The sequence below is a fragment of the Rhodoplanes sp. Z2-YC6860 genome, from assembly GCF_001579845.1.
Classification (GTDB): Bacteria; Pseudomonadota; Alphaproteobacteria; order Rhizobiales; family Xanthobacteraceae; genus Z2-YC6860.
Genome location: NZ_CP007440.1, coordinates 7,132,115 through 7,149,963, shown reverse-complemented (window position 1 = coordinate 7,149,963; position 17,849 = coordinate 7,132,115). Strand labels below are relative to the sequence as shown.

Sequence of the window (17,849 nt, the reverse complement as noted above, 5' to 3'; positions counted from 1 at the left end):
GGTCAGGCCTCGCCGATCTCGCGTAAGACTTCCTGCGTATGCTCGCCGACCTTGGGCGGGGCACGATCGGCCGCGGCCCTGCGGCCGTTGATGGTGATCGGCGTGCGCACGCCAGGCAGCATGCCGCCCTTGGCGTCAGGGTGGGGCAGGTCGACGCGCATGCCGCGCGCCTTGACCTGCGGATCGTCAAACACCTCCCGCAGCGTGTTGATCGGGCCGGCCGGCACGCCGGCCTCCTCGAACTTCTCGGCAAGCTCCTGCTTGGAGAGCTTCTTGGTCAGTTCGAACAGCCGCGGGATCAGCGTCTCGCGATTGACCACGCGCCCCGCATTGGTCTTGTAGCGTTCGTCGTCGGCCATCGCCGGGTCGCCCAGCACCTGCATCATCTTGGCGAACTGGCCGTCATTGCCGCAGGCGATCAGCATCCAGCCGTCGGTCGTGGGGAACGTCTGATAGGGGACGACGCTCGCATGAGCGTTGCCCATGCGCACCGGCGGTTGGCCTGAGACGAGATAGTAGGTCGCCTGGTTGGCGAGCACGCCGACCATGGTGTCCATCAGCGCCATGTCGATCTGTGCGCCCTTGCCGGTGTGCTCGCGCTCCTTCAGCGCCGCGGTGATGGCCAGCGCCGAATAGGTGCCGGTGAAGACATCGGCGAAAGCCACGCCCAAACGTGTGGGTTCGCCCTTCGGATCGCCGGTGATGTCCATGATGCCGCCCATGCCCTGCACCAGCAGGTCATAGCCGGCGCGGGTCTTGTACGGGCCGTCCTGGCCGAAGCCGGTGATCGAACAGTAAATGAGGCGCGGGTTGTCCTTCGACAGGCTTTCGTAGTCGAGGCCGTACTTCTTGAGGCCGCCGAACTTGAAATTCTCGACCAGCACGTCGGACCGCGCCGCGAGCTTCTTGATGATGCGCTGGCCCTCCGGCGTCGCGAAGTCGACGGCGATCGAGCGTTTGCCGCGGTTGCAGGCGAGATTGTAGGACGAGGTCAGGCGCCCGCCGTCCTTGTCTTCCATGAAGGGCGGGCCCCAGCCGCGGGTGTCGTCGCCCGCGCCGGGCTGTTCGACCTTGATCACCTCGGCGCCGAGATCGGCGAGGATCTGGCAGGACCAGGGGCCGGCGAGGATGCGGGCGAGCTCGAGCACGCGAACGCCCGCGAGCGGGCCCTTCTGCGGACCGGACATTTCGATGGGTTCCTTCCCGATTTTTTCGTCGCCGCCTTATAGCAAGATCAGCGCGTACGGAAACGCTCCACGGCGGCCTCGTCGACCTCGATGCCGAGGCCAGGGCCTTCCGGCAGGGCCACCATACCGTTCTTGAGCGGCAGCGGCCGGCGGACGATATCCTCGGCGAGATAGAAGTGCGTGAGGCTCACGCCCCAATCGGCCTTGGGCACCGCGCAGGCCAGATGCAGAGCGGCGGCGCTGGAGATGCCCGACTCGGCGATCTTGGCGGCGATGTTCACCGACAGGCCGAGCCGCTGGCAGAGCTTTCCGGCATCGACCGCAGCGGTGATGCCGCCGAGCTTGATCAGCTTCAGCGATACGCCCGAGGCGCCTGCCTTGGCGCTCGCGACGATATCGGCGAACGAATGGATCGCCTCATCGACACCGATCGGCACCTTGGTGGCGCGCGTCAGCTTCTGCAGGCCTGCGAAGTCGTCATAGGCGAGCGGCTGCTCGACGAACATCAGCCGCGCTTTACGGGTCTGCTCGGCATATTTGCGCGCGTCGGCCAGTGTCAGCCCGCAATTGGCGTCGGCGCAGAGCGGCGTCTTCGGCAGCGCCTCGCGCACCGCGAAGGCGATCGCGATCTCCTTCGCCAGCGGCTTCACGCCGATCTTGAGCTTGAAAAATTCGAAGCCTTCCTTCTGGCGCTGATGGGCTTCGGCGACGTCCTCTTCGGCGGTTTTATTGCCGAGGAGCCACATCGGCTTGACGGCCTCGCGACGCGGTTTGGCGACGAGGTCGATCAGCCGCTTTCCGGAGACGCGTCCGACCAGATCGAGCACCGCGATCTCGACCGCGGAATGTGCGCCGCCGTTGCCGACCAGGGCGCGGTGCAGGGTGGGCCGGAGCGCGTTCCACTGCCGGGCATCCTGCCCGACGAGCCGCGGCGCAAGATAATCACGCACCGCGGCTGTGAGACCGCCCAGCGTGTCTCCGGTCATGGTCGGTGCCGAGGCCGCTTCGCCCCAGCCGACCGTGCCGTCGCTGGCCTCGATACGGACCAGAATGTTCTGCGCCGCGGTGATCGTCTCGCCGGCCATCTTCATCGCGGCCTTGAGCGGCAGCGCCACCGGGATGGCATCGATGCGGCGGATGATGAGCGGCGGCAGGTCGGGAGATGGTCTGGACGCCGACGAAAGTCTGGGTGTTTTCTGCAGCATGCGGTGTTCTAACACGTGAGGTCGACACGCGGAACTTTGCCCCGGAATTTGGACGCGGGATTTCATTGCGCTGCACAATGATGCCGCGACCGACTGACGCTTCGCAGGGGCAATGCGAAGCGGTATCAGTGGGCGGAGTTCGTCGCGGGGCACGTGTAAGGAGAAAACAAACATGGTCATTAGCCGGCGCCACATTCTCGCTGGAGCAATCGCCGCACCTGCGGTGCTTGCCGGAACGCGGTTCGCTTCCGCGGCCCGCACCATCAAGATCTCGCATCAGTTCCCGGGCGGCACCGCGACCGAAGGTGATTTCCGCGACCGGCTCTGCCGCCAGTTCGCCGAGAAGTTGGAAAAGAAGACCAGCGGCTCGATCACGGCGCAGGTCTATCCGAACTCGTCGCTGATGAAGACAGTGGCTCAGTTCTCCGCCGTGCGCAAAGGCGTGCTCGACATGAGCCTCTATCCGATCTCCTACGCCGGCGGCGAGTACGCCGAGCTCAACATCGGCCTGATGCCGGGCCTCGTGAGTTCGTACAAGCAGGGCGCGGCCTGGAAGAAGGCTCCGGTCGGACAGAAGTTCAGCGCGTTCCTCGCCGAGAAGGGCGTGCTGCTGATCTCGTGGGTCTGGCAGGCCGGCGGTTGCGCCAGCCGCAGCAAGGCCGTCGTCAATCCGGACGACGCCAAGGGCATGAAGATCCGCGGCGGCAGCCGCGAGTTCGACATGCTGCTGCAGGCGGCCGGCGCCACCACGCTGTCGACGCCGTCGAACGAGCTCTATGCCGCGATGCAGACCGGCGCCTGCGACGCGACCTACACGTCGTCGACCAGCCTGATCTCGTTCCGGCTCGAGGAAGTCGCCAAGAGCCTGACCACCGGCCGCGGCAAGTCCTACTGGTTCATGCTCGAGCCGCTGATCATGTCGAAGCAGGTGTTCGACCAGCTCTCGAAGCCCGAGCAGGACGCCATCATGGAGATCGGCCTCGAGATGGAGGCGTTCGGCGTCAAGGAGGCGCAGGCCGACGATCAGAAGGTCGCCGACGTCTACGCCAAGAAGGGCCTTCAGGTCGCCGACCTCAACGACGAGACCGTCGAGAAGTGGCGCAAGATCGCGCGCGACACCGCCTGGAAGGACTACGCAGGCAAGACCCCGCTGTCGGCCGAGCTGCTGAAGCTCGCGGACGGCGTTCAGGTCTCCTGATCGCGTCTTAAGGGGCGGAGACAGACAAGACGATGGCCCACGGCCTCGATCCGGCCGAGACCGGACCCACGGCGGCGCCTCCCACAGGCGCCGCAGGCATTGAGTATTGGTTCTCGATCCTCAACCAGCTCATCGTGCTGATCGCATCGATCGCGCTGGTCGGTGCCTCGCTGGTGCTGACCTACAGTGTCATCGTCCGTTACTTCCTTCACATATCCACCGACTGGCAGGACGAGATGTCGGTGTTCCTGATCATCGGCGCGGTGTTCATGTCGTCGGCGGCAATTCAGGCGCGTCGCGGCCACGTGGCGATCGAGGCGATCTCCAGCATGCTGCCGCCGCACGTGAACCGCATCCGGCTGGCGATCGTGGACATCATGAGCCTCGCCTTCTGCGGCTTCTTCGCCTGGAAGTCCTGGACCCTGCTGGAGGAGGCCTGGACCGAGAACTTCCATTCCGGCTCGAGCTGGGGCCCGCCGCTCTGGGTGCCGTATTCGCTGATGACGTTCGGCATGATGCTGCTGACGCTGCAGATCCTGCTGCAGGTCGCAAATGCACTGCTCTCCAGAAGGACGCCGGCATGAGCGTCGGCACCATCGGAATCCTCTACGGCATCGTCACGCTGCTGGTGATGTTCGCCGGCATGCCGATCGCGTTTGCTTTGGGCGCCGTCGCGACCCTCTTCATGATCGCGTTCATGCCGCCTGGCTCGGTCGATACGATCGCACAGAACGTCTATGAGGAGATGGCGTCGATCACGCTCCTCTCGATTCCGCTGTTCATCCTGAAAGGCTCGGCGATCGGCCGCTCGCGCGCCGGCCAGGATCTCTATGGCGCGCTGCACGCCTGGATGCACAAGCTGCCCGGCGGCCTCGGCATCGCCAATGTGTTCGCTTGCGCGCTGTTCGCCGCCATGGCCGGCTCGTCGCCCGCAACGTGCTCGGCGATCGGCTCCGCCGGCATCCCGGAGATGCGCAAGCGCGGTTATTCTCCGGGCTTTGCAGCCGGCATCATCGCGGCCGGCGGCACGCTCGGCATCCTGCTGCCGCCGTCGATCACCATGATTCTCTATGCGGTCGCGGCCGAGCAGTCGCTCGGCCGGCTGTTCCTCGCCGCGATCGGTCCGGCGCTGTTCCTGGTCCTGCTCTTCGCCGGCTACGCGATGTGGAAGTTCCAGAAGGAATATGCCGCCGCCAAAGTCGTCTACGAGCAGGGCGGGCCGAAGTCGGAGCTGCTGCGCGAGGACACGCTCACCACGCGCGACAAGTTCGCGCTGCTGCCCCGCGTGCTGCCGTTCGTGATCCTGCTCACCGGCGTGATGGTCGCGCTCTACGGCGGCTATGCCACGCCGTCGGAGACCGCGGGGCTCGGCGCCGTGCTGGCGCTGCTGCTGATCGCCATGATCTACCACGTCTGGTCGCCGGGCGAGCTGCGGCCGATCCTGGTCTCGACCCTGCAGGAATCGACCATGCTGATGCTGATCATCGGCATGTCGCTCCTTTATTCCTACGTGATGAGCTACCTGCACATCAGCCAGTCGACCGCGCAGTGGATCGTCGACATGCATCTGTCGCGCTGGGTGCTGCTCGCCGCGATCCTGCTGATGGTGGTCGTGCTCGGCTTCTTCCTGCCGCCGGTGTCGATCATCCTTATGACTGCACCGATCATCCTGCCGCCGCTGAAGGCCGCGGGCTTCGACCTGATCTGGTTCGGCGTCATCATGACCATCGTGATGGAGCTGGGACTGATCCACCCGCCGGTCGGCCTCAACATTTTCGTCATCAAGAACATCGCGCCGGATATTCCGCTCGGCGACGTGATCTGGGGCGTGATGCCCTTCGTGATGCTGATGATCTTCGCCGTCGTGGTCCTCTGCGTCTTCCCGGGAATCGCAACCTGGTTCCCGGACGTGGTGATGGGCAAGTAGGTCTTGGGCAAATAGGTCTGGAGCGCGCGCACTCGTTCATTCGATTTGTAAGCGCGGCGAAGTCGAAATCCGTCCTCGACAAGGTCAGCCCTCCGGCAAACACCCTAAGGAGCAGCAATATGTTTTCGAGTGGTGAGCTTCATCGCCGCGGCATCTTCAAAGTTGCCGGCGGTTTCGCGGCGGCACTCGGACTGTCGCGCACGCGATCCGCCGAGGCACAAGGCGCGCCGCGACCAGCGGCCAGCGAAAGCGGCGTATTGCCGACGCGCGGCGAGTTCGTCGTGCGCGGCGGCCACGTGCTGACGATGGATGCCGGCCTCGGCGATCTGCCGGGCGGCGATGTTCACGTTCGCGACGGAGCAATTGTCGCGGTCGGCGCCAATCTCAACGCGCCGAACGCAGAGTCGATCGACGCCCGCGACATGATCGTGATGCCGGGCTTCGTCGATACCCATTGGCACCTGTGGTGCACCGCGCTGCGATTGATCATCCGCGCTGACGATCCCGCAGACGGATACTTCCCGACCACGCTGCGGGTCGGCCGTTATTGCACGCCGCAAGACTCCTACATCGGTGTGCGGCTTGGCGTCGCCGAGGCCTTGTTGTCAGGTATCACCACCGTGCACAACTGGTCGCACAACACCTTATCGCCAGAGCACGCCGACGCCGAACTTCAGGCGCTGAAGGATATCGGCGTCCGCGCTCGGTTCTCCTATGGCTCTGGCCAGGGCTATGCGGCCGACAAGCCTATGAACCTGGGCGATCTCGCTCGCGTGCAGAAGCAGTGGACCTCAGTCGACGGCATGTTGGGGATCGGCGCCTGCCTGCGCACGCCGGGCCTGCCTGGCACGCGCGGCTCGATACCTGTGGAGTTGTTCCGCACCGAGTACGACGCGGTCCGCAAGCTCGGCTTGCAGGCCACCATTCACTGCGGGCCGAAGGGCCTGATCGATCTGATGGGCCGGAACAACCTGCTCGGCCCCGATATGCTCTTGGTGCATCCGCAAGGGATGACGGCGGACGAGCTCAAAATGATTGGCGCCACCAGATCGCCATGGAGCACCGCGCCCGTGATCGAGATGTCGTACTCGGCGGTGCGCAACGGCACCATCCAATATTCAGAGCTTGATGGCATGGGCGTCCCGGTTGGCTTGTCGATCGACGCCTCGGCTGCGACCAGCGCCGATTTTTTCAACGTCATGCGCGCGCTGATGTGGTCGGATTGGCAACGCAGCGGCGCCCCGTTGCGGCTCAAGCCGCGGCGCCTGGTCGAGCTCGCCACCATTGAAGGCGCCAAGCTCCTGGGACTCGCGGACAAAACCGGGTCGCTTACGCCGGGCAAACGCGCCGACCTCGTGATGATCCGCACCACCGATATCAATATGGCGCCGATGCAAGACCCCTATTACGCCATGGTGTTCCACGGGCAGCCGTCGAATGTCGACACCGTCATGATCGACGGGCGCGTCCTGGTGCGCGGTGGCAAGCACACATCGCTCGATGTGGGCAAGACTGTCCGCGAGGCCGCGGAATCCACACGAGGAATAGCGGAACGGTCCAAGCGGGCCTAGGCGCTCCGCGCCTCACCTCATCAGCAGGGAGGCGGCGGCGCGTCGACCAGCTTGGGATCGGTGGCCTTCAGGCCATCGGTCCACGTCAGCTTGCTGAAGTCGATCGGGCCATCCAGCACCTTCTCGCCCTGGCCCCATTTGCTGAGGCTGCAGAAGTCGCTGTAGTAGACCTTATCGATAGCGATCGGCCGCTCCATGATTTCCCATTGATCGCGGGTCGCTTTCTCGCTGAGGTCGAGCTTGGCCTTGCTGTAGGCGGCGACGGCGGCAAAGTCCTTCGCCGCGATTTCTTTGCCCTTGAGCGTCGCCCTGAGAAAGCGTGTGGCCGCTTCCTTGCCTTCCGGTGTGGCGAGCCAGGCGGGGCGGGCGCCGGCAACCAGGTATCCTTGGATGTATCCCGTTGCGTCGGACAGCAGATGCGCCTTGTCCGGGCATATTTCGAGCGCGCGTGAACCGATCGGCTGCCAGATGAAGAACGCTGCGATCTCGCCGCCACAGAGCGCAGCCGGCAACACCTGTGTGTCGAGGTTCTTCACCGTGACGGTTTTTGGATCGACGCCGTTCTTGGTCAGATACTCGGAGATGAACCAGGAGCCGGTCGAGCCCACGCGCGTTGCGACGGTCTTTCCGGCCAGGTCTTGCGGCTTCTTGATGTCCTTGCCGGCGATGGCGACGTAGCCCTTGGCGTCGCGCTCCATCACCGCGATGGTGCGGTAGTCGCCTTTGACGCGGAAGTAATATTGCAGGCTCGGCAAGTCGCCGGACAGCACGATGTCGCCCTGGCCGGTCTGAAAGGACTGGAAGGCCGTCGTACCCGACGGAAACAGCCGATACGTGATGTCGAGCTTTTCCTGCTGGTAGAGACCCTTCTCCATCGCCATCCAGACCGCGTCATTATTGACCGAAGGCTGGCCGAACAAGGTGATCTTCAACGGCGCCTGCGCTGAGGCGCTGCTCACCGTCAGCGCAAGAGCTGCTGCGGACAACGCAGTGACCAAGACTTGGAATCGCTTCATCTTCTTTCTCCCCGAATGGTTCAACTGGACGGTAGCGATACGTATCGTGCGAGCAGACGGTCGACGCAGAAGCGAAACAGGCGGTCGACCACAAAACCGAGAATGCAGATCGTCAACAACGCCACGAAAATCCGGTTGGTCTGCAACAGCATGGACGATTTTTGCAGCAGGTAACCGATGCCGGATTCAGCCGCGAGAATTTCTGCCGGAATGATGCTCATGAACGACGATGCCAGGGCCACGCGCATCCCCGTCACGATGTACGGAATGGCCGACGGTATGACCACGAGCGCAAAGATCTGCAGTCTGGTGGCGCCAAGACATTCCGCCGCGCGCTGCCGCGTCAACGGAACGCGCCAGACGCCAGCCACCGTGTTGATGATCACGATGAAGAACGTCCCCCAGAAGATCAGGAAGTATTTCGACATTTCGCCGATGCCGAACCAGATCACCGCGATGGGAATCATCGCGGTCGGTGACAGATAGCGCATCAGCTCGATGATCGGATCGAACAGGTCGTTGAGGAGACGAATTCGCCCCAGCAGGACGCCAAGCGCGATGCCGATCAGCGATCCGCTGACAAAGCCCACCATCACGCGCGTCATGCTGATCGCAACGTCGGCGAAAATCTCGCCGCTTGCGATCATGGGGCCCGCCGCACGCGCAACCTCGAGCGGCGGCGGAATGAGAAACGGATTGAAGACGAAAGTGGACAGGAACTGCCAGACGGCGAGCGCTATCAGCAGAGACAGGCAGCCGAAAACGATGCTGCGAAGGGGACCGTCGCCGATCAGCGCCAGCCATGGAGCCGTTCGGGATTGAGAGGCGGGCTCCAATCCGTCCGTCGTTCGATGGGTGACGCGTTCGCTCATCAGTGCGCCTCGGAGCGCGCCAGGTCAGGCTCAAGCAAGTGTTCGATTTCGTTGAACAGCTCGGTGAATCGAGGGTTGGTCACCGCGCGCGGCCGCGCGATGTCGATATCGATCAGCCTGGTGATGACCGAGCCCGGACCGACGGACATCATCGCGACGCGATCGGCGAGCGTGATGGCTTCGGCGATGTCGTGCGTGACGAAGACGATGGTCTTGCCGGTGCGCTGCCAGATTTCGAGAAGGAAGGCGTGCATCCGGCGCCGCGTCATGGCGTCGAGGGCGCCGAATGGTTCGTCCATCAGCAGGATTTTCGGCTCGACGGCGAGTGCGCGCGCGATCTGCAGGCGTTGTCGCATTCCGCCGGAGAGTTCGGACGGGAATTTCTCACGATGACGGTCGAGGTCCACCATCCCGAGATACCTCGTGACGATGTCGTCCCAATCCGTCTTGGGAATCTTGCGCACCCGGAGGCCGAAACGAATGTTCTCTTCGACCGTCAGCCACGGAAACAACGCCGCGCCGGCATCCTGGAACGCGACGACGCGCTCCTGGCCCGCGGCGGTGACGGGCCTGCCGTCGCATTCCACGCGGCCCGCGGTGACCGGCTCAAAGCCTGCCATGATGTTCAGCAGTGTTGATTTGCCGCAGCCCGATGGACCCAGCAGACAGAGAAATTCGCCGTCCTTGATTTCGACGTTCACACGCGCGAGTGCGACGTAGCGTCCGCGCGCAGAGTCGAAAACCTTCTGCACATCGGTCACCTTCAGCAAGGCGAACCCCTCTGGTTCTGCGACACCCGTCGTCCGAAGCGTAGGAGAATGCTTGGATGAAGGTCAATGCTGCGAGCCGTCGCGCGATGGCCGAGTTTGCAGCACGTGATGCCTGATCTCAGCTCAGTCCGCGGTATTTGTACGCCATACAAATTGTCGTGCCGGTCGCGCGCAGTAGCGCTCAGGGCCCGATCCGGTCTAGCGTTTGCTCGGATCGCATTCAGACCGGAGAACGACATGACACAGGTGAAGCCCATCGCTCCGACGCGCATCAGCGGCACGGAGTTTACGTATGCGCAGGGAATGCGCGCGGGACACTGGTTGTTCTTCACCGGCCACGAAGCGACGGATTTCCAGACCGGGATCGTGCCGCAGGTCGCCGGCAAGCCGGGTTTGCCGTTGGGCGGGCAGGCGCGCTATCGCCGCGAAGGCGATTTCCTGTTCGAGCGGTTTGCCAAGCTGATTGCAGCCGAAGGCAGCGACCTCAAGCACATTGTGCGCGTCGACCAATACTATCCGCGCACCGAATGCGTGAATCCGTACCAGCGTGCACGCAAGGCCGTGCTGAAGAACTTCGTGCCGCCCAGTACCTCGATCGTCATGGAAGAGCTGCTGGTGAACGACGCGAGCATGAACGTGTCGATGATGGCCGTGCTGCCGGGCGGCGATCGGGAGCCGAAGCCCGCGTTTCCCAAGGACGTTCCGGTGCCCCAGCACTCTGGATTCTTTGCGACGCTGGTGTGCGGGGATTACGTTTTCATCGCCGGGCAGATGCCGAACAACGAGGCGATGACGGGCCTGGAGACCCCGGCCTATCGGCATCCGAGTGCGGTCTGGAACGGCACCGACATCCGCCTTCAGGCGGAGTTCCTGATCACGGGACGGCTCAAGCCCGGCCTGGAAGCCGGTGGCTCGTCGCTTGGCAACGCCGTCAAGGCGCAGGTCTATCTGACCGACATCAACGACCTGCCCGAGTTCATGGACGTCTGGAACGGCCACTTCGCCTCCAACCCCTGCGCGCTCACCGTCGTCGAGTGCAAGGCGCTGGCGCTGAAGGAATCGAAGATCGAGATCAATATTCTCGGCCTGCGTGATGGCGGGAAGATCAAGAAGGAGATCGTCGACCATAAGCCGTCCGCAGCGATGCGGCTCGGCCCGGCCGGCGTGCGCGCCGGCGATCTGCTCTGCATGTCGGCGCTCTACGCCGCCGATGACGAGGGCGCGCTGCCCGCGGCGCTCAAGACCGCCGGTCTGCGTCACGTCGGCTCGCCGGTCGCGCATCAGATGACGGCGATCCTCGATGCCGCGTCGGACATCTGCCGCGCCGGCGGCACCGATGTGACGAACGTCGTTCGTGCCAACCACTTCGTGCACGACTTTGAGGCCGCCCATCCGGTGTTGACGGCATGGCATCAGCGGCTGAAGGGCGCGCCGATCCCGTTCGGCATCGTCCGCACACCGTCGCGCCTGCCGATACCCGGCACCGATGTGATCGTCGACATGTGGGCCTACCGGCCGGGCTGATGCTCGCCTCGGAAGATTGGCAGTACGCCGGCTCCTATTTGTGAACCGGCGTTCTATTTGATCACCGCATCGTCCCGCTGCACCAACTCGAAGGTGATTCCCTCAGGCCCTTCGAAGAGCCGGAGCTTCCGGCTGATATAGTCCATCTCCTCGCTCAGCATGATGACGCCGTTGGCCAGGAGCTGCGCGGTCACCGCTTCGATGTCGTCGACGCGAAATCCGAGATGGTTGAAGCCCCGTTGCCGCAGATTCGTCGGGTGCGAACCCGGATCGGCCCCTCCAGGCGGGTCAAACCTGAGCAACTGAATCTCGAAGGGTGGAACTGCACCCTCGAGCGCGAGCGTGATGTGCTGCGCTTTCATGCCCGGCAAGCCCATGTACCGGGCGGGAACGCCGCCGTCGATGGTCGCGACGTGCTGCTTTCGGAAGCCGAGGAGTGCGAAGAACGCGATCGCCCGCTCTGCGTCGGCGACCGCGATGGTCACGTGATCCGGATTGAGGACCATCTCGCTGCTCCCTTTCGTCAAGGCGCGCTTTCGCGGCCGGCTCAGTCCTGCGGCGCGATGCCGGCGTCTTTGATCACGCGAGTCCACATCACGGATTCCGACCTGAGAAATGCGCCAAGCTGGTCGGGCGTATCGGCTCGTGTCTCATAACCAAGCGGGGCGAACCGCCCGACGACGCTCGCATCGGCGCACGCCGTGACAGTGTCGGCATGCAGCTTCTTGACGATCTCGGCAGGCGTTTTGACCGGTGCGAAGAGGGCGTACCACCCAACGACCTCGAAGCCGGGGATGGCGTCCTCGGCGATGGTCGGAATCTGCGGCGCGATCGCGGCTCGTTTCGCGCCGGTATAGCCGAGCGCTTGCACCTGTCCCGATCTGGCATTCTCGAGCGTCGCGCCGCCCGAGAACAGCAGATGCACGCGCCCCGGAATGAGGTCATTCATCGCGGGGCCAGCCCCGCGATACGGCACGTGGATCATGTCGAGCCCCGCCCTGTGCTTGAACAGCTCGCCGCACAGATGCGGCGACGATCCGGCGCCGGGCGAGGCCATCGTCAGCTTGCCTTTGTTCTCTTTGGCGTAGGCGATGAATTCCTTGACCGACTTCGCCGGCACGGTGTTCGGCACAAACATGAAGAACGAGTAGCTGCAGAGGAAAGCGACGGGGGCGAAGTCGTTGATCGGATCGTAGCTGAGCGAACGATAGAGGCCGGACGAGGTGGCGAGCGAAGAACCTCCCATCAACACGGTGCAGCCGTCGGGCTCCGATCGTGCGACCATCTCGTTGGCGATGTTGCCGCCGCCGCCCGGCCGGTTCTCGATCAGCATCTGCTGACCCCAGACCCTCGAGAGCCGCTCGGCCACGACGCGAGCGATGGTGTCGGTCGGCCCGCCGGCCGCGAACGGCACGATCAGGCGAACAGGGCGGGGAGGCCACGCCTGCGCACGCGCCGGGCCCATGGCGATGCCGGGCGAGAACGCGGACGCGGCGGTGAGTGCGGTGAAACGGCGGCGGGTGATCATGACAGGTCTGGTTCCTGCAATCATTGCGCCCATGGCCAGGAAATCCCGGAGGAATCCTGAACCGCCGTGAATGGTAGCACTTTGCGAACTGACCGGAAGCCGGGAAAAGCCCAAGCGCAGGGCCGTGGCCGGTGCCACCGGCGCGCCCATAACGGCGATGCTTTGGCTTCCTACTTCGCGTCAGTGGTTGGCATGCTCAACATGGATTTGGCGCCCGTCGCGATGAGCGGATACGCGGGGCCGCGGGCATGAACCATGTCGAAGTGATTGGCGCCGTCGGGGATTAGCAGACGGACAGGATCGCCCTTCTGCGTCGCGGCCTCGGCGAACGTCTTGGTGGTCGTGATGCGCCACGGGTTGTCTTTGCTGCCGACGATAAGAAGCTGCGAGATGCCAAACGGCAAAAGCCGCATCGGATTCGTTTCAGCCCAGAGCGAAGCGGCGGAGGCTGCGTCGGAGACATTCAGAAGCCGCAATGAATCCTTGCGATCCCCGATCGTGAGCGCGCCCTCGAGATCGACCACGCCGGCAAGAGACATCACGCCCTTCAAAGGCAGCGGATCGGGGACATACAACTTGCTGTCCTTGGGAACATTGCGGCGGCCCGCGATCCAGAGCGCGAGATGCGCGCCTGACGAATGGCCCGCGACCACAACGCGATTGAGGTCCAGTCGATACTGGGGCGCAATCTTGCGCAGGAAATCCACGGCCTTTGCGACATCGAGAAATGTTTGGGGGTAGCCGCCGCCGGCATTTCCGAGCCTGCGGTATTCGACGCTCCAGGTCGCAATTCCTTCCTGGGTCAGGGCTTCGACAAGCTGGTCGGTGTGATTGATCGTCCAGTCGGCCGTCCACGCGCCGCCATGCAAGAAGATCAGGACGGGATAGCCCGAGGCTCCGGGGCTCGCGTTCTTTGGAATACGCAGGTCGCCGAACGTTGACGGGTTGGTATCGTACAGAATTCGATGGTCGGGCGGGGACGACGGAAGCCATTCGATCATGTCGATCGATTTCGGATTGATGAAAGTGTCGCCGGCTTTGGCGATCGATGTCGCGATCAGCACATTGGCAAGAACGATGCAGTTCGCCAGAATCGCTCGTGCGTTCATGCTTAGCCCCTGGTTTCAGCTGCCTTCCAGCAGGGTCCCTCGTGCTGCACCGGGGGCATCGTAGCGGCTCAGGCCGGATCGTAGGAAGGGGCTGGGCGACGCCCTGCCAATCAATCCCGCGCCAGCGCCTCGACGGGGTCCATCAGCGAAGCGCTGTGGGCCGGAAGCCATCCGAACACGACCCCGATCATGGTCGAGCACAAGAACGCCGCGACAATCGACCAGGTCGAAAACACGAACGTGATGGATGCGCCGGAGAGCGTGAAGGCGGCGCCGATGGCCAGCGCCGTCAGGATGCCGAGCGTGCCGCCGACCAGGCAGACCAGCACGGATTCAATCAGGAATTGACGGAGGATGTCGGAGCGGCGGGCGCCGACCGCCATCCTGACGCCGATCTCCTTCACCCTCTCGGAGACGGAAACCAGCATGATGTTCATCACGCCGATCCCGCCCACGATCAGCGAGATGACAGCGATCGCCGCGATCAGGAGCGTGAGAACCGTCGCGGTCGCGGTGATGCTCTGCCGGATGTCATCGGTGTTGAAGATGTAGAAGTCGGACGCGGCGTGGCGGCGCTCGAGCAGCGACTCGACCGCGGACTGGGCGGCCTTCATGTCGGCGTCGTCGGACACGCGAAGCAGGATGCTGCGAAGCGATGGATCGCCCAGAAAGCGGGCCTGGACCGTCGAGTAGGGAAGGAAGACAGTCATCACGCCGCTCGCAGCGAAGCCCTGCTGCTTCTTGACGACGCCGACCACCGTGCAGGGCACCTTGTCGACCAGCAGCATGCGCCCGATCGGCGACGGCACGTCGGGAAACATGGTGTCGCGCGTCGTCTCGTCGATGACGGCCTCCTGCGACATGGTGCGGGCCGCGTTTTCGTCGAACAAGCGTCCCTCGAGAAGGACGCTGGCCTTGACCTTGAAGTAGGACGGACCGACGCCGTTCACCTGCGCGCTTGCGCTGGTCGCGCCGACCCGAAGCGTTGAGGACGCCGACACCGTCGGCGTGGCGCCGTCCGCGTAGGGCTGCCGCGCCAGAATCTCGGCATCGGAAATGACGAGGGTTTTGATTTTGGCAGCCTTGGGATCGCCAAAGCCCTTGCCGGGGAAAATCTCCACGGTGTTGGTGCCGAGGCTTGCGATGTTGGAGATCACCTTCCGCCGCGCGCCTTCGCCCAAGGCGACGACCGCCACCACGGCGGAGATGCCGATCACGATGCCGAGCATGGTGAGGAACGTGCGCATCCGATGGGCCGTCATGGCGAGAATGGCCATCCAGAACGACTCGCGGAAACGCGAGGCAAGCGCCACGAACGCGGACGCGCCGAGGACGGTTTGCTTCTTCGCTGTCGCCGCCGGGAATGCAGCCGACGCCCTGTCGGAAACGATGCGGCCGTCGGCGATCTCAACGATCCGCTGCGCGCGCTGCGCCACGTGCATGTCGTGGGTCACGACGATCACGGTCCGCCCTTCGGCGTTCAGTTCGGTGAGGATCCGAAGGACCTCCTCGCCCGACCGGCTGTCGAGCGCGCCGGTGGGTTCGTCGGCGAGAATGATTTCGCCTCCGTTCATCAGAGCGCGCGCGATCGAGACGCGCTGCTGCTGGCCGCCGGAAAGCTGACCGGGGCGGTGGCCGAGGCGGTCGGCCAGACCGAGGCGGGTCAGAAGCTCCCGGGCGCGGGCGTCGCGCACCGTTGCGGCGGTGCCCGCATAGATCGCAGGGATCTCGACGTTTCCGAGCGCCGTCAGTTCGGGGAGCAGTTGGTAGCGCTGGAAGATGAATCCAAACCGCTCGCGGCGCAGCGCCGCGAGATCGTCGGCGCCGAGATCGGCGACCGGACGGCCTGCGACACGGTATTCGCCCGAGGTGGGATGGTCGAGGCAGCCCAGGATGTTCATCAGCGTCGACTTGCCGGAACCGGAAGCGCCGACGATGGCGACGAACTCTCCGGCCCTGATGTCGAGATCGATCGAGTCGAGCACGCGCACCGGCGCGTCGCCCGACGGAAACTCGCGCGATACGCCGCGCAGCGTCAGGAGCGGTGTGTCGGTCACAGCGGGCTCGGAGGGCCAGACTGCTGCTGGGACGGATTGGTCGAGCGGCGGCCGACGACCACCCGGTCGCCGATGGACAGACCGGACTTGACCTCGTAGCGGACCTTGTCGCTCAGGCCCACGGCGATCCTACGTTGGACGATCGCCTTGTCGGCGCCGACCACCTCGACGATGTGCTGCCCGTCAGCGTCCTTCGAAACCGCCGCGGTCGGAACGGTCGGCACGCCCTTCGCTTCCCCGAGCACCACCGACACGTTGGCGGTCATGTAGGTGCGCAGCAGGCCGTCTTCGTTCGGGACGACGAAGCGGCCGTAGTAGTAGACCGCCGTGGACGAGGTGGAGGTCGACGACGAGGCCGTTTGCGCCGAAGAACTGACGATCTCGGAATCGGAGCGGAGATTGTCCGGCGCCGGGTCGAGGCTTTCCAGCCGCGCCTCCCATTGCCGGTCCGGCAGTCCCAGAATGGAGAAGACGGCCTTCTGGCCGATCTTCATGCTCGGAACGTCGGCTTCCGATATTTCCGCGCGCACCGTCATGCTGTCGACCTGACCGATGACCGCGACCGTGGGAGCGGACTGGACCGCGTTGACGGTCTGGCCCTCCTGGGCCGCAACAAGCAGCACAGTGCCATCGATGGGCGAAGTGATGCGCGTGTATCCGAGGTTGACCTTGGCGGCGTCGATCTTGACCTGTGCCTGCGCGATCTGGGCATCGAGGGACTCGATTTGCCCCTCGGTCACGGCGACATTGGCCTTCGCCGACTCGAACGAATCCCGGCTGGTCGCCGCCGAAACGACCAGCTTCTCCTCCCGGGCGAGGACCGACTTTTGGTAGCCGAGCGTGGCCTGCTTCTGGACGCGCTGCGCCTTCATGTCGGCCAGCGCCGCCTCCGCGGTGCGCAGATCGTTCTGCTGCGGCAGGCTGTCGATGGAGGCGACGAGATCGCCGGCTTTGAGCCGCTGGCCGACTTTCACCGGCAGCGAGACGATCCGGCCGGACACCTGGGATCCCACCGCCACGAGCCGGACTGGCCGAAGCGTGCCGGTCGCCTGCACGGCATGAACGACGTCGCCCGATACGACCGGCGACACCAGCACGCCGGTGAGCGGATCGGCTGCCGCGGAAACCTGCAGACGCCATGCGCCCGCGGCTCCGACGGCGGCCAGCGCCAGAGCGATCAGGATGGTGCGGAGCTTCACTGGCCGCGCCCCTTCCTGCCGGCGGCAGCATAGCCGCGCATGAAAAGACCGACGGCGGACCGGATGCGGGCTTCGACGAAGGCGGGAGGCGGCGGCGGCAAGCCCACGGCGCGGTCCATCGGATCGTGGCCGATGAGCAGCGACGTCAGCTGATCCGCAGCCATCTCGAAATCGGAGATCGCGAGCGCGCCGGCATCCGTCATCGACGCCAGCAGCCGCGCCAGCTGGTTTCGGGTGCGCACCGGGCCGTTCTCGTGAAGCACACGGGCCGCGCCCGGCAGCCGGTGCATCTCGGACATGAACATCCGCATCAGCGCGAAGCCTTCCCCGTCGTCGCGAAACGCGCCGGCGAAGCTGCGGCCGAAGCGCAGGAGGATTTCCTGGGCGTCGTCCGCTCCGGGGTCGAAACGCTCGGGAATGTCGAACCTGCGCGAGAATTCCGTGACGTGATCCGTGAGGATGCGCAGGAACAGGGCCTCCTTGTTCTGGAAGTGCGCGTACAGGGTCGCCTTGGAGACGCCGGCTTCCGCCGCGATGGCATCCATCGAGACCGCCTCGAACCCGCGCTCGACGAAAAGCCGGCTGGCGGCCGCGAGAATCGGGGCGACTTTGGCGCTGACGCGGGGGCTATGCACGGTGGGCATCAGATTTTCATACTGAACGGTTCAGTATAGATATGATCCGAT

The 17,849-nt window shown here is 64.5% G+C and carries 16 protein-coding genes; 5 read left to right on the top strand and 11 right to left on the bottom strand.

What is annotated here, in order from left to right:
• Window positions 1-2: 2 nt before the first annotated feature.
• Window positions 3-1,187, bottom strand: a complete 1,185-nt coding sequence (locus RHPLAN_RS33365) for a CaiB/BaiF CoA transferase family protein (protein ID WP_068027891.1) — start codon at window positions 1,185-1,187, stop codon at window positions 3-5.
• Between the two features lie 47 nt (window positions 1,188-1,234).
• Window positions 1,235-2,392: a mandelate racemase/muconate lactonizing enzyme family protein gene (locus tag RHPLAN_RS39925; RefSeq protein WP_068027888.1), complete on the bottom strand. Its 1,158-nt coding sequence runs from the start codon at window positions 2,390-2,392 to the stop codon at window positions 1,235-1,237.
• A 172-nt stretch (window positions 2,393-2,564) separates the two neighbouring features.
• Here RHPLAN_RS39925 and dctP point away from each other — a divergent pair, with 172 nt between their 5' ends.
• The 4 genes from dctP (at window position 2,565) to RHPLAN_RS33340 (ending at window position 7,088) form a co-directional block, all read left to right on the top strand.
• Window positions 2,565-3,590 (top strand): TRAP transporter substrate-binding protein DctP, encoded by a 1,026-nt coding sequence (gene dctP / locus RHPLAN_RS33355; RefSeq protein ID WP_068027885.1) that lies wholly within the window; start codon window positions 2,565-2,567, stop codon window positions 3,588-3,590.
• Window positions 3,591-3,622: 32 nt separating this feature from the next.
• A complete protein-coding gene (locus RHPLAN_RS33350) occupies window positions 3,623-4,174 on the top strand; it encodes a TRAP transporter small permease (RefSeq protein WP_068027882.1) in 552 nt (183 codons plus the stop codon).
• On the top strand, window positions 4,171-5,517 hold the full coding sequence (locus RHPLAN_RS33345) for a TRAP transporter large permease (RefSeq protein WP_068027879.1): 1,347 nt from the start codon (window positions 4,171-4,173) through the stop codon (window positions 5,515-5,517). The genes RHPLAN_RS33350 and RHPLAN_RS33345 overlap by 4 nt, the downstream gene beginning before the upstream one ends.
• Before the next feature lie 119 nt (window positions 5,518-5,636).
• The gene (locus RHPLAN_RS33340) at window positions 5,637-7,088 is read left to right on the top strand and encodes an amidohydrolase family protein (protein ID WP_084246087.1); all 1,452 of its coding nucleotides are present in this window, start codon (window positions 5,637-5,639) and stop codon (window positions 7,086-7,088) included.
• Window positions 7,089-7,108: 20 nt separating this feature from the next.
• Here RHPLAN_RS33340 and RHPLAN_RS33335 read toward each other — a convergent pair whose 3' ends face one another.
• From RHPLAN_RS33335 to RHPLAN_RS33325, 3 genes are read right to left on the bottom strand one after another with little or no spacing between them, the layout of a single operon-like run.
• On the bottom strand, window positions 7,109-8,104 hold the full coding sequence (locus tag RHPLAN_RS33335; RefSeq protein ID WP_068027877.1) for an ABC transporter substrate-binding protein: 996 nt from the start codon (window positions 8,102-8,104) through the stop codon (window positions 7,109-7,111).
• A gap of 20 nt (window positions 8,105-8,124) precedes the next feature.
• A complete protein-coding gene (locus RHPLAN_RS33330; RefSeq protein WP_068027874.1) occupies window positions 8,125-8,976 on the bottom strand; it encodes an ABC transporter permease in 852 nt (283 codons plus the stop codon).
• Entirely contained in the window at window positions 8,976-9,737 is a 762-nt protein-coding gene (locus RHPLAN_RS33325) for an ABC transporter ATP-binding protein (protein ID WP_237180236.1), read from the bottom strand. Before RHPLAN_RS33325 ends, RHPLAN_RS33330 begins: the two co-directional genes overlap by 1 nt.
• A gap of 246 nt (window positions 9,738-9,983) precedes the next feature.
• On the opposite strand from RHPLAN_RS33325, the gene RHPLAN_RS33320 reads away from it, so the two are divergent.
• Window positions 9,984-11,270, top strand: coding sequence for a RidA family protein (locus RHPLAN_RS33320; RefSeq protein ID WP_068027866.1), 1,287 nt, complete (start codon window positions 9,984-9,986; stop codon window positions 11,268-11,270).
• A 53-nt stretch (window positions 11,271-11,323) separates the two neighbouring features.
• On the opposite strand, the gene RHPLAN_RS33315 is transcribed toward RHPLAN_RS33320, so the two are convergent.
• The 6 genes from RHPLAN_RS33315 to RHPLAN_RS40310 all read right to left on the bottom strand — a co-directional run bounded on the left by RHPLAN_RS33315 (window position 11,324) and on the right by RHPLAN_RS40310 (window position 17,807).
• Window positions 11,324-11,755 carry a VOC family protein gene (locus RHPLAN_RS33315; RefSeq protein WP_237179960.1) on the bottom strand — a complete coding sequence of 144 codons (432 nt, stop codon included), beginning with the start codon at window positions 11,753-11,755 and terminating at the stop codon, window positions 11,324-11,326.
• Window positions 11,756-11,817: 62 nt separating this feature from the next.
• Window positions 11,818-12,798 carry a Bug family tripartite tricarboxylate transporter substrate binding protein gene (locus RHPLAN_RS33310; protein WP_068027861.1) on the bottom strand — a complete coding sequence of 327 codons (981 nt, stop codon included), beginning with the start codon at window positions 12,796-12,798 and terminating at the stop codon, window positions 11,818-11,820.
• 170 nt (window positions 12,799-12,968) lie between these two features.
• Entirely contained in the window at window positions 12,969-13,907 is a 939-nt protein-coding gene (locus RHPLAN_RS33305; RefSeq protein ID WP_068027860.1) for an alpha/beta hydrolase, read from the bottom strand.
• A gap of 110 nt (window positions 13,908-14,017) precedes the next feature.
• Window positions 14,018-15,964 carry a MacB family efflux pump subunit gene (locus RHPLAN_RS33300; RefSeq protein WP_068027859.1) on the bottom strand — a complete coding sequence of 649 codons (1,947 nt, stop codon included), beginning with the start codon at window positions 15,962-15,964 and terminating at the stop codon, window positions 14,018-14,020.
• Entirely contained in the window at window positions 15,961-17,163 is a 1,203-nt protein-coding gene (locus tag RHPLAN_RS33295) for an efflux RND transporter periplasmic adaptor subunit (RefSeq protein WP_068027857.1), read from the bottom strand. The genes RHPLAN_RS33300 and RHPLAN_RS33295 overlap by 4 nt, the downstream gene beginning before the upstream one ends.
• On the bottom strand, window positions 17,160-17,807 hold the full coding sequence (locus tag RHPLAN_RS40310; protein ID WP_068027853.1) for a TetR/AcrR family transcriptional regulator: 648 nt from the start codon (window positions 17,805-17,807) through the stop codon (window positions 17,160-17,162). Before RHPLAN_RS40310 ends, RHPLAN_RS33295 begins: the two co-directional genes overlap by 4 nt.
• Window positions 17,808-17,849 lie beyond the last annotated feature (42 nt).